The following is a 14,629-nucleotide window of genomic DNA, read 5'->3' as shown; positions in this document are numbered from 1 at the left end:
TTACTCGTACCGTCCGACTGGTCAATATGGCTCGTGACCTCGCCGTCGTCGGTGCCGGCGCTGCCGGTGCGGCGGCAACGTACGCGCTCCACGACGCGGAAGTCGACGTAACAGTGTTCGAGAAGAGCCGCGGCGTCTGCGGGCGCGCTGCGACCCGGCGACAGGGCGACTGCACGTACGAGTACGGGGCGAACTATCTCAAGGCAGACGACGGCCGCGTGACGGAACTGGTCACGGAGACGCTCCCGACCGAGGGACTCGTTGATATCGAGGAACCGGTGTATGCGTTCGACAGGACCGGCGACATCGATGTCGGCCGGGACGCCGACGAACACAAGTGGACGTACGAGGCAGGCATTACACAGATTGCAAAACGGCTGTTCAACGAGACCGACGCCGAGATAGAGAACGGCGTTCGGGTCGAGCGTCTGGAGCGACAACGCGACGGCTGGCAGCTTGAGGACGACGACGGAGCGGACCTGGGGCATTTCGACGCCGCGCTGCTGACACCGCCAGCCCCACAGACGGCTGACCTGCTGGGGCAGTCGCGGTGGGACCACGACGACTGCCGGGAACTTCGGCAGGAGATCGCGTCGGTCCCCTACCGAACGGTCATCGCTGGGGTGTTGCACTATCCATTCGAACTCGACGTGCCGTGGTACGCCGCGGTCAACAGCGATAAGGACCACGACATCGGCTGGATCGGCCGCGAAGAGTGCAAGGACGGCCACGTCCCAGACGGCGAGTCTCTGCTGCTGGTCCAGATGAACGAGCCGTGGTCGATTGCGAACTACGACGAACACCCCGACTCGCTCGTCGGCGACATCGCCGCGCGGACGGCGCGATTGCTCGGCGACGACCGGCTGGCCGACCCCGACTGGGCCGACCACCAGCACTGGCGTTACTCCCAGCCCGAGGGCGAAGTCGACCACGACCTGCTGTCGTGTGCCGCCGAGCACGACCTGCACTTTGCCGGGGACTGGGTGGCCGGCGAGGGTCGGCTCCACGCGGCCCTGCGGAACGGACTGGAGACGGGCGAGGCAATCGCCGACGGTGGGTAACGGAACGCCTTTGGGTGCCCGCCGACAGCCACCGACATGGACCACAAGCGGGAACTGACGAGCGTCGACCTCGCCGCCCTGGAGGGTGAACTCGCCGGCTACGAGGGCGCGAAGCTCGACAAGGCGTACCTCTACCCCGAGGACGACCTCGTCAGACTGAAGCTCCGGGACTTCGACCGCGGGCGCGTCGAGTTCCTCATCGAGGTCGGTGACGTCAAGCGCGCTCACGTTGCCGACCAGAGCCACGTCCCCGACGCGCCGGGTCGGCCACCGGACTTCGCCATGATGCTTCGGAACCGGCTTTCGGGGGCCGACCTCGTCCGCGTCGAGCAGTTCGAGTTCGACCGCATCATCGAACTGGAGTTCGACCGCGACGACGCCTCGACCACCATCGTCGCGGAGCTGTTCGGCGACGGGAACGTCGCCGTGCTGGACGAACACGGCGAGGTCATCGACTGTCTGGAGACGGTGCGGCTCAAGTCCCGAACCGTCGCGCCGGGGACGCCCTACGAGTTCCCGTCGGCGCGATTCAATCCGATGACCGTCGATTACGACGGCTTCGTCGCCCGTATCACGGAATCCGACGCCGACCTCGTCCGGACGCTGGCGACGCAACTGAACTTCGGCGGCCTCTACGGTGAGGAGCTGTGTACCCGCGCCGGCATCGACTACAACGTCGCCGTTGACGAACTCACCGAGTCCGACTTCCAGCGGCTGTACGAACTCGTCGACGAGATGGGGACGCGCCTGCGCGAGGGCAACGTCGACCCGCGGGTGTACTACGAGACGCTCGACGACGGTGCAGACAACGGAGGGTCCGGCGATGACCTGGACCGCAGGCGCGTCGACGTGACCCCGATTCCGCTGTCGGAGTACGAGGAACTGTACAGCGAATCCTTCACGGAGTTCAATCCCGCGCTGGACGACTACTTCTTCAATTTCCAGCGGGAGGAGGAAGTCGAGGGCGGCGAAACACAGCGTCCGGACTTCGAGGCCGAAATCGAGAAACAGAAGCGCATCATCCAGCAGCAGGAACAGGCCATCGAGGACTTCGAGGCCGACGCCGAGGCCGAACGGGAGAAGGCCGAACTGCTGTACGCCAACTACGACCTCGTCGACGACGTGCTCTCGACGGTCCGGGCCGCCCGCGAGGACGACGTGGCCTGGGACGACATCGAAGCGAAGTTCGACGAAGGGGCCGACCGCGGCATCGCGGCCGCGGAGGCGGTCGTCTCGCTGGACGGCAGCGAGGGGACGGTGACGCTCGACATCGACGGGACGCGGGTCACGGTCGACGCGTTCACTGGCGTCGAGAAGAACGCCGACGAACTGTACAAGGAGGCAAAACGCATCGAGGAGAAAAAGGAGGGTGCGCTCACCGCCATCGAGAACACGCGCGAAGACCTCGAAGCGGTCAAGAAGCGCCGCGACGAGTGGGAGGCCGACGACGGCGAGGACGAGGCCGAGGAAGACGATAGTGAGGACGAATCGACTGACTGGCTCTCGATGCAGTCCATCCCCACTCGGTCGACCGAGCGCTGGTACGAGCAGTTCCGCTGGTTCCATACCTCGGACGGCTTCCTCGTCATCGGCGGCCGCGACGCGGACGACAACGAGGAACTCGTCCAGAAGTATCTGGAGGGCGGTGACAAGTTCTTCCACGCGCAGGCTCACGGCGGCCCGGTCACGGTTCTCAAGGCCACCGGCCCCAGCGAGCCGTCCAAGGAGGTGGATTTCCCGCAGTCGTCGCTGGACCAGGCCGCGCAGTTCGCCGTCTCTTATTCTTCGGTCTGGAAAGATGGGAAGTTCGCCGGCGACGTGTACATGGTCGACCCTGACCAGGTTTCGAAGACGCCCGAGAGCGGCGAGTACCTGGAGAAGGGCGGCTTCGCCGTCCGCGGCGACCGGACGTACTTCGAGTCCACGCCGGCCGGCATCGCTGTCGGCATCACCTGCGACGACGAGACGCGGGTCATCGGCGGCCCACCGGCGGCCATCGAGGGACAGGCTGCAACGAGTATCACCGTCGAGCCGGGTCAGTACGCCCAGAACGACATCGCCAAGCGACTCTATCGGGAGTTCAAGGACCGCTTCGCCGATGAGACGTTCGTCCGGAAGGTGGCCAGCCCGGACCAGATACAGGAGTTCCTGCCGCCCGGGGGCAGCCGAATGACTGAGGACTGACGATGTCGGAGCAGAGAGTACACCGCGTCGGAGGTGACTACCTGCATGAGTGACCTCGGGAAAATCGACCGCGAACTGTTCGATACCGTCATCTACCCGGAACTGGGCGCGGACCGAGAGGATGTGACGCTGGGGCCGACTCACGGCATTGACTTCGGCGTCATCGACGTTGACGGGAAGGCGCTGGTCACAGCTACCGACCCGCTCTCTGTCCTCCCCGGCTTGGGGTTCGAGCGGGCCGGTCGGTTCGCACTCGACGTGGTGCTGGCCGACGTGGCCGTCTCGGGCGTCCCGCCGTCACACCTCTCCGTGACGTTCACGCTCCCGCCCGAGATGACCGATGACGAACTGGCGGCGATGTGGCACGGCTTCGCCGGCCGGGCCGAGGAAGTCGGCGTAAGCGTCGTCACCGGCCACACCGCCCGGTATTCGGGCGTCGACTACTCCTGGGTCGGCGGCGCGACGGTACTCGGGGTGGGGTCCCACGACGACGTCGTCCGGCCCGACGGCGCGCGACCGGGCGACAAACTGGTCGTCGGCACCGGCCCCGCCGCGGAGGTCACGGGCCTGTTCGCCCGCCTCTTCCCGGCGCAGATCGGACTGTCGCCCGACCGAATCGCCACCGCACAGGAACGTCTGGCTGACACCGCACTCGTTGAGGACGCGATGGCCGCGGCCAGCGCCGGCAATGTGACGGCGATGCACGACGCCACTGAGGGCGGCATCGTCGGTGCGTTCATCGAGATGGCCGACGGTGCGGGCGTCCGCTTTGACGTGGACAGCGACGCGATGCCGGTCGCCGACGGCGTCGATGCCCTCTGTGACGCCCTCGACATCGACCCCTGGCACGTCAGCAGTTGCGGGACGCTGCTGGCCGCCGTCGACCCTGCGGACGCCGACAACGTTGTCAGCGCGCTCCGGGACCGGGGGACACCGGCCGCCGTCGTCGGCGAGGTGAGCGAGGGGACGGGGCTGTACGTCGACGGTACCCAGCGGTCCCATCCCGGAGCCGACCCCTCGTGGGAGGCGTTCGCGCGGCTGCAGGCGGCCGCGGACGGGGACCCCAACAGCCGCTGACTCTACCGCCGCGTTTACGAGTGTTAGCACTGCACACGTACTGGTATATATAGTTGTAAGTTGTATTATAATTTGATGTGACACCTCGTCGCGACTGACGTGGCACCGGCCACGCCGGCCAGGCTGATGTCACGGAGTACCATCATGTTCCAAGAAGCACTCTCGTATCCACGAGACAGTGACAGCGCAGTGAAAACCATCGCCATCGGGGGCGTGCTGCTGCTCCTGAGTTTCCTCGTCGTACCGGTGTTCTTCGTTCTCGGCTACATCACCCGGACGCTCCGGGCGGTGTTGAACGGCGAAACCGAGCCACCGGTGTTCGACGACTGGGGCGACCTCGGCATGGACGGCCTGAAGGTGTTCGTCATCGGATTCGCCTACTCACTCATCCCGGCGGCCATCGCTCTCGTGGCGGTGTTCACAAGCGGCGCGACGCTGGGGCTGGGCGGCAACGGGACCGGAAGCGGACTGGCCGTCGCCATCATCGTCCTCGTCGCAACGCTCGCGATGACTGTGCTATCGCTCGCCATCGCGTACGTACTCCCGGCCGCAATCGTTGCGTACGTCCGGACGGACGCCATTGCGGCGGCGTTCGCACCGGATGAAATCCGCCGGCTCGCGTTCAGTCGGACCTACGCTACCGGCTGGCTGGTCGCGTTCGGTATCAGTCTGCTCGCCGGCGTCATCATCGGCGCGCTGAACGCCGTCGTCATCGGCGCAGTGCTGGCTCCCTTCGTGACGTTCTACGCGAACGTGGCGGGGACCTACGCAGTCGGGACCGCCGTGCGAGACATGCCCGCCGTCGACGCTGGCGATGAGACGCCTGACGCACAGCCTGCGGCCTGACCCGGACCGTCGGCGCATCGAATGGCAGAACACTTGTGTCCCAGAAGCGGACGCTTCAGTATGCAAATACCGAGCCAGGAGACCACCGCGGAAGGGGCAGAACGCATCGAGGTGGTCCCAGAGACGCTGGATGATCTCTGGCATCTCTCGTATGTCATCGAGCCCGGGGATCTCGTCTCCGGCGACACGACGCGGCGCATTCAGCGCAACGACGACAACCTCCGGGACAAGGGCGGCGAGCGCGAACCGATGTGGATTCAGATCGAGGTCACCGACGTGGAGTTCGCGAAGTTTGCCAACCGGCTCCGCGTGGGCGGCGAAATCGTCGACTGCTCCCGCGAGGACCAGCTCGGTTTCCACCACACGCTCAACGTCGAGGAACACACCGAACTCACCGTCGAGAAACACCTCAAGCCCGACCAGGCCGACCGACTGGAGGAGGCCGTCGAAGCGACGGAGAATCCTGACGTTGCGATTGCAACTGTAGAGGAGGGCGAAGCACACGTCCACACCGTCGCCCAGTACGGCACCGAGGAGCGGGCGACCATCACCTCGACGACCGGAAAGGGGGAGTACGCCCGTCCACGGAAGGAACTGTTCGACGAGCTGGCGTCAGTCCTCAAACGGCAGGACGTGGACGCCTACATCCTTGCGGGTCCCGGCTTCACCAAACAGGACGCCCTGGACCACTTTCAGGACGAGATTCCCGATATCGCCGAACAGATTACCGTCGTAGACACGTCGGCCGTCGGCGACCGTGGTGTCCACGAGGTGCTCAAACGCGGTGCCGTTGAGGATGTCCAACAGCAGACCCGCATCGCCGAGGAGGCGGACTACATCGACGAACTGATGGAGCGCATCGGCTCCGGTTCAGAGGTGGCCTACGGCCCGGAGGAGGTCGCCAAGGCGGCCGACTACGGCGCAATCGAGACGCTGCTCGTGCTGGACGAACGGCTCCGACTGGAGCGGGCCGGCGAGGGCGATTGGGACATCGACGTCGACGACATAATCGAGACGACCGAGCAGAAGGGTGGGGACGTGACCGTCTTTTCGGCGGAGTTCGCGCCCGGCCAGCAGCTCTCGAACCTCGGTGGCATCGCTGCACTGTTGCGGTACCGACTCGACTGAGATCGCGAACCGGGTGGGCGTGTCTGTAATTCTTCATTTCAGCATTGAGTCCCCCGAAACCGTTTTTTGCTCCGCTCCCCATTTATGTGTAGTTCCAATGTCTGCGAGGAGTGGGTGATATGTCGTTCGAAGAACAACAGGACTTTGCCAGACAGGTCGCCGACCTGAACAAGTACGGGCAGGCGCTCAATCGGTGTGAGTCCGTCGACGAGGTCGTTTCCCTCACGCTCGAAGCGATGTCGCTGCTGTTCGAGTTCTCCTACTCTACGTTCGTCGAGGTTCGTGACGACGACCTCCGGGTCGTCCACAGCACGAACCCGAATCTCGTTCAGGGCGAGCCACCCAGTGACCTGGCTCGACGGGCGCAGGAGGCCGGCGAGACGCTCGTCGAACAGGGCGCTGACGCCGCTGTCACGGCCGACTCGGACGTGACGGGTGCGCTGGCTGTCCCGGCCCGGATGGGTGACGAGGTGACAGCGGTGTTGGTCAAACGGTCACAAACCGTCGAGGAGTTCGGGGACGAGTACGTCAGACCGATGGAGATTCTCGCGACCCACGCCGCGACGGCCATCTCCAACATCCGTTCCCGTGAACGGCTAGAACGGGCACACCGGGACCTGGAACGGCGAAAGGAGATGATCGAGATGTACGACCGGCTTCTCCGCCACGACCTGGGCAACGACCTTCAGGTCATCGCCGGGTTCGCCGATGTCGTCGCGGGACAGGTCGACGGCCAGACGAAAGAGTACGCCGGCAAGATCCAGCGTGCGGCCGAGAGCGCCGCCGACCTCATCCAGCGCGTTGGCGACCTCGTCTCGACGCTTGAAGCACAAGACAATCCGGAGCCTCGGGACCTCGACACGGTCCTCGGGGAGACGGTCCGTGACATCGAGGCCAACTACGAGTCGCTGACCGTCGACTTCGATGCGGCCGAGTTCGACTATCAGGTGTACGGCGGTGACCTGCTCGATTCGGTGTTCACGAACATCATGTCCAACGCGGCGGTCCACAACGACGGTGAGATTCATGTGCGGGTCTCACCAGCCGAAGCCAGTCCGGACGAAGTCACCGTCTGTTTCGGCGACGACGGGGGCGGTGTCTCGCCGGACCTGCGTGAGGATATCTTCGAGATGGGTGTGAAAGGACAGGAGAGTCCGGGGACCGGCTTCGGGCTCGGCTTCGTTCGGGCGTTGACTGAATCCTACGGCGGCAGTGTCAGCGTGGCCGAAAGCGACGCTGGCGGGGCCGAGTTCCGCGTCACGCTCGAACGCGTCTAGCTGACTGTTATCGTCAGGCCGTCCTCGGCGAACTGCACGTCGCCGTCGTAGCTGTCTGCTATCGACGCAACCATCTCCTCGTGTCGTCCCTCCGTGTGTGGGTACAGGTGGGTGAGGTACACGCGCCCGACCTCGGCGTCGGCATCGCGGAGGGTCCGGCCGAGCGTTTCGGGTGTCGGGTGGTTCGATACGTCCACGTCGTCCGGGAACGAGCAGTCGTGGACGAGCACGGCCGAGCCATCGGCGAACTCGATGAGGTCCGTGAACGCCTCGGAGTCAGCGCCGAGCGTTATTGCCGGTCCGTCATCGACAGAGAGCCGGTAGGCGAAACACTGCATCGAGTGGCGCGTCTCGCAGGTGTCGCCGCTGAACCCCGCCAGTTCGAAAGGTCCGCCGTCGAGGTCCCTGAGCGTCAGGTCCAGCCGGTCCTGCATATAGTCGTGTGTTTCGAGGAGGTCACGAACTAGGTCGCTTGTCCCCGGCGGCCCTGCGATAGTGAAGTCCGTCTCACCGGCCAGCCAGCGGGCCTTCATCAGCACATCGAGGTCGGAAACGTGGTCCAGATGGTGATGTGTCAGCAAGACGGTGTCGACGCCTTCGTACCCCGCATCTGTTCGGGCCAGTGAGTGCAACACGCCGCTACCACAGTCGACGAGCAGCCGGTGTCCGCCGCGTTCCAGTAGATAGCCGGACTGCATTCGAGAGCCGGTCGGCATGGCGCTTCCGGTGCCGAGAAACGTGAGACGCATACCGGACGACAGCGAGCGAACAGACAAAGGGTTGGTGTCTGGGGGCACACGTGGCAGGGGAACCACCAGGGAGCGTCAGCGGAGTGAGGGCGGTGGCCGTCGGCGGGGACGGGGTCAGGGCGGCCGTGTGGGAAGGTCACCCGTCGACGGCGCAGTTCATGCTTCGGACGGGGATAGCAAAAGTTCACCCGTGGCTCAAAAACCATTTTAACCGAACCGCGCTTGCGGCAAACCCACGAAACGGAGCGGGAGACACTTGTGCGAGTACGCCGAGACGCGAGTATGAAGAAATCACTCGACGAACACGCCGAACGGTTCTCCGCACACGCCGACGCCTACGACGAGAACCAGGATTCAGCGGCGTATCGCGCCTGTGTCGACTTCGTTGTCGAGCACGCAGCCCCCGAAACTGACGACGTGGTGCTCGACCTCGGCACTGGCACCGGAGCCATCGCGTTCGCGCTCGCGCCCGACGCACGGGAGGTTATCGGCCGCGATATCAGCGACGGGATGCTGGACAAAGCGCGGGAGAAAGCTGAGGAGCGCGGCGTCGGGAACGTTTCCTTCGATGACGGTCGCTTCCGCGCGCCGAACGTCGACCGTTCAGTGGACGTCGTTACGTCGAACTTCGCGATGCACCACCTAGGCGACGACGAAAAACGCGAGGCTATCGACACCATCGCCGATTTGGGGCCACGGCGAATCGTCCTCGGGGACGTGATGCTGTTCGGCGACGACGACCCCGACGCCCCGTTCTACAGCCCCGAGGTTGACGACCCGGCGACGGTCGGCGTCCTCGCCGACGCCTTCACCGATTCTGGCTACGCGCTGACGGCCGTCGAGATGGTCACCGAGCAGGCTGGCGTGCTGGTCGCCGACCGACTCGATTCTGACTGAAGCGACTGGACCGCCAAACCGGCTCAGCGGTAGTTTCTGTACGCCCAGAACGAGACGTACAGCGTCAGGACCAGCAGCCCGCCGAGGAAGAAGGCCACGCCGGGCTCGATGTGGAAGCCGCCGCTACCCCTCGCGGCCTCGGTCGTCAGTTGTCGCGCCTCCTCGGTCATCGCTTGGACCGGGGTATCGGCTTCCGGGGCCGGAGTGCTCTCGGGGGCCGGCGTGGCTTCTGGTGTCTCCGTCGCTTCGGCTATCTGGAACCCACCGTCGTCCGACGCTGTCGGGGTCGGCGTAGATTCGGCCGACGCGGCTGTCCGGTTCGCCGCTTCGAGACTCTCAGCGTCCCCGCTACCTTGGGCACCGTCACCGCCGGCTCCCGCGTCCCCGCCGCCAGCCCCTGCACTCCCGAACTGAAGCGGGAACTGTCCGAGCAGGAGTTGCAGCATGACGCTGGCCGCGGTGAGGATACCGATAACAGGGAGGACGCGGCGGACGAGCGACCGGAGGGACTGCTTGCGCTCCTGCGTGCCGACGAACAACACCAGCGGGTCCTCCGGCGGCTCGTATACCTTCATCTCCTGGCCCTTCTCTGAGTACTGGACCCCAGCGACGGCGATGAGTTCCTCGTCTTCCAGTTTCTCCAGATGATAGGAGACCTTCTGTATCGACATATCGAGCCGGTCTGCCAGTTCGGAGGGCGTGCCCGGCTCCTCGTAGACCGTGTTGAGTATCTCTCTGGCCGTTTCCGAAGAAAGGGCGTCGAGGACCGCCGAAACGTCTTCGTCGACCCCGACGACCTGAAGCTCCCCGTCCTGTGAGGTGCTCGTGTCGGGACCGCGGGAGGGCAGCAACGACATATATTCCGTTCACTGCCGCCCAGCGTAATGAATCTCGTGGAACCTCACAGACTCGTTTGAGTCTGAGGTCACTCCAGCCGCTCGGTCACCGACGCGACCGCCTCCGGCGACAGTGAGTCCCGGGGCGGTCGCACCGTCGCGTGGTCGATGACGCCGCGGTCGGCGAGCAGGGCTTTCACCGTGGGCGCGAAGCCGAACTCGGCACACGCCTCCGAAAGCGGTGAGAGGACATCCCGCTGGACCGCTCTGGCCTGTGGCACGTCGCCGCTCTCGATGGCGGTCTCCGCCCGCTCTAAGTCGTCGAACAGCAGGTGCGAGAGCGCGCTGACGCCGCCGTCCCCGCCCACCACGAGCGACGGGACGAACAGACCGTCGTGGCCCTGGTAGACGGTGAACTCGTCGGGCGTCTGATTCATGACTGCGGTGACGTAGGAAAGGTCACCCGAGGAGTCTTTGAGTCCGGCGACGGCGTCGGACTGAGCGAGCGCGGCGACCGTCTCGACGGACAGTTTCTGCCCGACGGCCCCGGGGATGTTGTAGAGGTAGACCGGCAGGGGAGCGTCGGCAAGCGCCGCGTCGAAAAAGGCCTCGTTGCCCGCTGCGCTGGCCTGGCCGCCGTAGTACGACGGCACGACCAGCGTGCTGTCCGCGCCCTGCTCGGCTGCGAACGCCATCCGCTCGTCGACGGTCGCAACGTCCGTCGCCGCCGTCCCGACCATGACGTGGCAGTCGTCTGGCGCTGTGTCAGCCGCGGTTCTGACGACGGTCCGGTACTCGCCGGGCGAGAGCGTCTCGAACTCGCCGGTCGTCCCGCAGGGGACGATACCGTCGACGCCGGCCGCTGAGACGTGCCGGACCAGCGACTCCAGGCCCGCGATATCGAGGTCACCGTCGGCGTCGAATGGTGTCACTAGCGGCGTCAGTACGTCGAAGGATTCAGCCATGCCCTTGGTCAGACACGGTGGTCGCTTAGGCGTTTTCCCCGCCGATATGGCGGAACCGACTTGACGTGGCAGTCCTACTGACCGGTAAGAGCCGACAATGGGAGGACGCGAGCGTCTCGCAGCGACGGACCCGGACTTCGATCCGGACGCGGTCGACATCGACGACGCGGCGGTACTCGACCGCCTCGCGCCCGTCGTCCAGGAGTGGTGGGTCGAGCAGTTCGGCGAGTTCGTCCCCGGCAACGGCGGCTTCTTCACGCCGCCACAGAAGGAGGCCATCCCGCTCATCCACGAGGGCGAGAACGCCCTCATCTGCGCCCCGACGGGGAGCGGGAAGACCCTCGCGTCGTTTACCGGCATCATCAACGAACTGTTCGGGAAGGCCCGTGAAAACGAGCTTGCGAACTCCGTCTACTGCCTCTATGTCTCCCCGCTGAAGTCGCTGGCCAACGACATCCACCGGAACCTCGAACAGCCCCTCGACGGCATCACGGCCAAGCTCGACGACCGCGGCGAGGACGTGGAAATCCGCCACGCCATCCGCCACGGCGACACCAGCGACAGCGAGCGCCAGGCGATGCTGGAGACGACGCCCCACATCCTCAACACGACGCCGGAGACGCTGGCTATCCTGCTGAACTCCCCGAAATTCAAAAAGAAGCTCGAAACCATCGAGTACGTCATCGTCGACGAGATTCACAGCCTCGCGGAGAACAAGCGCGGAACCCACCTCTCCGTCTCGCTGGAACGATTAGAGGAAATGGTCGAGGAACCGCCGACCCGAATCGGCTGTTCGGCCACCGTCGAGCCACTGGACACTGTCGCGGAGTTTCTGGTCGGCCGCGAGGAGCCCGGCGGGGCCCCCCGCGACTACGAAATCGTCGACACGCGCTTTTCCCGCGATTTCGACATGGAGCTGTCCTGTCCGGCCGACGACCTCATCAACACACCGCGGGACATCGTCACCGAGCGGTTCTACACGCAACTGCACGAGCACGTCCAGTCCCATACCAACACGCTCGTGTTCACGAACACCCGGTCGGGGGCTGAGCGCGTCCTGCACAACCTCCGCGAGAAGTTCGACGACTACGACGAATCGAACTCCGGGTGTCACCACGGCTCGCTCTCGAAGGAGAAGCGACGCGACATCGAGGAGTCGCTGAAAGCCGGGACGCTGGACGTGGTGACGACCTCGACCAGCCTGGAACTGGGCATCGACATGCCCCACATCGACCTCGTCGTGCAGGTCGGCTCCCCCAAATCCGTCGCCGCGCTCCTCCAGCGCATCGGCCGCGCCGGTCACCAACTCGGCGAGACCGTCGAGGGACGGGTCATCGCCTTGGACCGCGACGAACTCGTAGAGTGTGCGGTGATGCTGGAGAAGGGCGAGCGGGGATTCGTCGACCGCGTGTTCATCCCCGAGAACGCACAGGACGTGGCGACACAGCACGTCTACGGCATGGCAATCAACGACGTTCGCCCCGAGGCGACGTTCAAGAGCGTCCTCCGGCGGGCCTACCCCTACCGGAACTACGGTGACGGTGACTGGGAGCAGTTGATGCGGTACATGACCGCCGACTATCCCGGGATGGAGGACAAGAACGTCTACGCCAAAATCTGGCGGGACACGAACGACCCGCCCGACGGGGAACACCACTACGAGGACTACGACGTGGGCGAGCACCTCATCGGCAAGCGCGGCCGGCTCGCGCGGGTCATCTACATGACCAACATCGGGACGATTCCGGACTCCTTTACCTGTGACGTGGTCACCCGGAGCGACGACAGCTGGGTCGGCCAACTCGACGAGTCGTACCTGGATACCTTAGAGAAAGGCGACGTGTTCGTGCTGGGCGGGGACAACTTCGAGTACCGGTATCGCCGCGGGTCGAAGGTGTACGTCGACCGGACCGCCGCGCGGCCGACGGTCCCGTCGTGGTTCTCCGAGCGGCTCCCCCTCTCGTATGACCTCGGCCGCGAGATACTCGACTTCCAGGGCCAACTGCTGGACCGGCTGGAAGACGGCGGGATGTCTGAGGTCCGCAACTGGCTCCGAGAGTTCCCCGTCGACGAGAATAGCGTACGGGCAATCGCTCGGATGTTCCGCGAGCAGGTGGCCTACGCCGGTCCAGAGAGCGTCGCCACGTCGGACCGGCTGGTCGTCGAGGAGACGCTGGACCACGACGAGTACGAACGCCACTACCACGTCCACTCGAACTACGGCCGGCGGTTCAACGACGGCTTCTCGCGGCTCCTGGCGTACCACATCGCGCAGGCGGCCAGCGCGAACGTCCAGGTCGCCGTCGCCGACAACGGCTTCACCCTCTCGATGCCGCTGAACCGCAAGGTCGACATCTCGCGCATCGTCCGGGACCTGGACCCGGAGACGGCACGGGAGGACCTGCGGGCCAGCCTCGACGGGACCGACCTCCTCCAGCGGTACTTCCGCATCAACGCCACGCGGTCGCTGATGATACTCAAACGCTACAAGGGCTACGAGAAGTCCGCAAGCGAACAGCAGGTCTCCTCGGAGATGCTGCTTGGGTTCGCCGAGGACCTGGGCGAGTTCGCCGTCGTCGAGGAGACCTACCGCGAGATTCTGGAGGACAAACTGAACATCGACGGCATCGAGTCCGTCCTCCGTGCGATACGGGCCGGCGACGTGGACGTGGTCCGGACCCGCGTCGACTCGCCGTCGCCGCGTGCCTTCGGCCTGGCGACGCTGATGGCAAGCGACGTGGTCCTCGCGGAGGACGAGTCGGCCGTCCTCCAGGAGTTCCACCAGCGAGTCCTGAACGAAATCGAGAACGGGGATGCCGACGACAGCGCGGTCGCCACTGATGACTGAACGGCTGGCACCGTTCGACTGTGTGCTTTCTGTCCGCTGGCCTGTTGTCGAGCAAGCAGTAAAGTCCACGGGGCACAAAGGCGTGTTCTGCAATGCCACACCACACACACGGGAGCGACGGCGCACACGAGCACGACGAGCCGGAAGCCGGCCACGTCCACGAATCGGTCGACGAGGGTGTCGACGCACGGGACGACTGGGCGCGGCGGCGTCGGAAGGGGATTCCGACAGACAAGCAGTTGCTCGTCGTCGCCTGCATGGACGAGCGCATCCCCGTCGAGGACGCGCTCGGCCTCTCGCTGGGCGACGCACAGATTTACCGCAACGCCGGCGGCAAGGTCACAGACGACGTGATCCGCTCGGCCGCGCTGACGACACAGTACTTCGATACGACCGAAATCATCGTCGTCAACCACACCGACTGTGGGATGATGAGCGCGTCCGACGAGGACGTGATCGAAGGGTTCGAGGCCGCGGTCGACGGCGACCTCGACGACGTCGACCTCGACCCGGCGCTGCCGGAGTTGAATATCGGCGACGCGTCACTCGCGGAGTGGGTCCGGATGACCGACGACATCGACGCGGCGTGTGCGGCACAGGTCGAATACCTCGAAAACCACGACTTGATTCCCGACGACGTGAGCGTGACCGGGTACGTCTACGAGGTCGAGAGCGGGCACCTCCGGCGGCCCGGCGAGCGGGTCGCGGAGCAGGTCAACGAGCGCGTGTAGCCGACCGGCGTCGTCGCCGAGTGACTGTGC

At 65.3% G+C, this 14,629-nt stretch carries 12 protein-coding genes; 9 read left to right on the top strand and 3 right to left on the bottom strand.

Going from position 1 to position 14,629, the window contains the following annotated elements; genetic code table 11:
- Positions 1 to 26 precede the first annotated feature (26 nt).
- The 6 genes from BVU17_07745 (at position 27) to BVU17_07720 (ending at position 7,573) form a co-directional block, all read left to right on the top strand.
- Positions 27 to 1,061 (top strand): NAD/FAD-dependent oxidoreductase, encoded by a 1,035-nt coding sequence (locus BVU17_07745; GenBank protein AUG47419.1) that lies wholly within the window; start codon positions 27 to 29, stop codon positions 1,059 to 1,061.
- Between the two features lie 36 nt (positions 1,062 to 1,097).
- Positions 1,098 to 3,245: a hypothetical protein gene (locus tag BVU17_07740; protein AUG47418.1), complete on the top strand. Its 2,148-nt coding sequence runs from the start codon at positions 1,098 to 1,100 to the stop codon at positions 3,243 to 3,245.
- Positions 3,246 to 3,290: 45 nt separating this feature from the next.
- Complete coding sequence (locus tag BVU17_07735) at positions 3,291 to 4,322, top strand: hydrogenase expression protein (GenBank protein ID AUG47417.1); 1,032 nt, start codon at positions 3,291 to 3,293, stop codon at positions 4,320 to 4,322.
- Positions 4,323 to 4,466: 144 nt separating this feature from the next.
- Positions 4,467 to 5,168, top strand: coding sequence for a hypothetical protein (locus BVU17_07730; GenBank protein ID AUG48863.1), 702 nt, complete (start codon positions 4,467 to 4,469; stop codon positions 5,166 to 5,168).
- 60 nt (positions 5,169 to 5,228) lie between these two features.
- The gene (locus BVU17_07725; protein AUG47416.1) at positions 5,229 to 6,296 is read left to right on the top strand and encodes an mRNA surveillance protein pelota; all 1,068 of its coding nucleotides are present in this window, start codon (positions 5,229 to 5,231) and stop codon (positions 6,294 to 6,296) included.
- Between the two features lie 119 nt (positions 6,297 to 6,415).
- Positions 6,416 to 7,573 (top strand): histidine kinase, encoded by a 1,158-nt coding sequence (locus BVU17_07720; GenBank protein ID AUG47415.1) that lies wholly within the window; start codon positions 6,416 to 6,418, stop codon positions 7,571 to 7,573.
- On the opposite strand, the gene BVU17_07715 is transcribed toward BVU17_07720, so the two are convergent.
- A complete protein-coding gene (locus BVU17_07715) occupies positions 7,570 to 8,322 on the bottom strand; it encodes an MBL fold metallo-hydrolase (GenBank protein ID AUG47414.1) in 753 nt (250 codons plus the stop codon). The two genes, BVU17_07720 and BVU17_07715, sit on opposite strands and share 4 nt — an antisense overlap.
- 282 nt (positions 8,323 to 8,604) lie before the next feature.
- Between BVU17_07715 and BVU17_07710 the strand changes: the two genes are divergently transcribed.
- Positions 8,605 to 9,219, top strand: a complete 615-nt coding sequence (locus BVU17_07710) for an SAM-dependent methyltransferase (protein AUG47413.1) — start codon at positions 8,605 to 8,607, stop codon at positions 9,217 to 9,219.
- Between the two features lie 23 nt (positions 9,220 to 9,242).
- Here BVU17_07710 and BVU17_07705 read toward each other — a convergent pair whose 3' ends face one another.
- Positions 9,243 to 10,076: a transcriptional regulator gene (locus BVU17_07705; GenBank protein ID AUG47412.1), complete on the bottom strand. Its 834-nt coding sequence runs from the start codon at positions 10,074 to 10,076 to the stop codon at positions 9,243 to 9,245.
- A 68-nt stretch (positions 10,077 to 10,144) separates the two neighbouring features.
- A complete protein-coding gene (locus tag BVU17_07700) occupies positions 10,145 to 11,020 on the bottom strand; it encodes a dihydrodipicolinate synthase family protein (protein ID AUG47411.1) in 876 nt (291 codons plus the stop codon).
- A gap of 97 nt (positions 11,021 to 11,117) precedes the next feature.
- On the opposite strand from BVU17_07700, the gene BVU17_07695 reads away from it, so the two are divergent.
- Both BVU17_07695 and BVU17_07690 read left to right on the top strand, forming a co-directional pair.
- The gene (locus tag BVU17_07695) at positions 11,118 to 13,868 is read left to right on the top strand and encodes a helicase (GenBank protein AUG47410.1); all 2,751 of its coding nucleotides are present in this window, start codon (positions 11,118 to 11,120) and stop codon (positions 13,866 to 13,868) included.
- A gap of 92 nt (positions 13,869 to 13,960) precedes the next feature.
- Positions 13,961 to 14,599: a carbonic anhydrase gene (locus BVU17_07690; GenBank protein ID AUG47409.1), complete on the top strand. Its 639-nt coding sequence runs from the start codon at positions 13,961 to 13,963 to the stop codon at positions 14,597 to 14,599.
- The last annotated feature ends 30 nt before the right edge of the window (positions 14,600 to 14,629 follow it).

Origin of the sequence: Haloarcula taiwanensis (genome assembly GCA_002844335.1) — an archaeon.
Classification (GTDB): Archaea; Halobacteriota; Halobacteria; order Halobacteriales; family Haloarculaceae; genus Haloarcula; species Haloarcula taiwanensis.
Note: the sequence above shows the minus strand (reverse complement) of the source record. Positions and strands in the feature narration are given on the sequence as shown.

Excerpts from the sequence above, each read along its gene's own strand:
- BVU17_07745 (AUG47419.1), top strand. The coding sequence starts at position 27 with ATGGCTCGTGACCTCGCCGTCGTCGGTGCCGGCGCTGCCGGTGCGGCG.
- BVU17_07740 (AUG47418.1), top strand. The coding sequence starts at position 1,098 with ATGGACCACAAGCGGGAACTGACGAGCGTCGACCTCGCCGCCCTGGAG.
- BVU17_07735 (AUG47417.1), top strand. The coding sequence starts at position 3,291 with ATGAGTGACCTCGGGAAAATCGACCGCGAACTGTTCGATACCGTCATC.
- BVU17_07730 (AUG48863.1), top strand. The coding sequence starts at position 4,467 with ATGTTCCAAGAAGCACTCTCGTATCCACGAGACAGTGACAGCGCAGTG.
- BVU17_07725 (AUG47416.1), top strand. The coding sequence starts at position 5,229 with ATGCAAATACCGAGCCAGGAGACCACCGCGGAAGGGGCAGAACGCATC.
- BVU17_07720 (AUG47415.1), top strand. The coding sequence starts at position 6,416 with ATGTCGTTCGAAGAACAACAGGACTTTGCCAGACAGGTCGCCGACCTG.
- BVU17_07715 (AUG47414.1), bottom strand. The coding sequence starts at position 8,322 with ATGCGTCTCACGTTTCTCGGCACCGGAAGCGCCATGCCGACCGGCTCT.
- BVU17_07710 (AUG47413.1), top strand. The coding sequence starts at position 8,605 with ATGAAGAAATCACTCGACGAACACGCCGAACGGTTCTCCGCACACGCC.
- BVU17_07705 (AUG47412.1), bottom strand. The coding sequence starts at position 10,076 with ATGTCGTTGCTGCCCTCCCGCGGTCCCGACACGAGCACCTCACAGGAC.
- BVU17_07700 (AUG47411.1), bottom strand. The coding sequence starts at position 11,020 with ATGGCTGAATCCTTCGACGTACTGACGCCGCTAGTGACACCATTCGAC.
- BVU17_07695 (AUG47410.1), top strand. The coding sequence starts at position 11,118 with ATGGGAGGACGCGAGCGTCTCGCAGCGACGGACCCGGACTTCGATCCG.
- BVU17_07690 (AUG47409.1), top strand. The coding sequence starts at position 13,961 with ATGCCACACCACACACACGGGAGCGACGGCGCACACGAGCACGACGAG.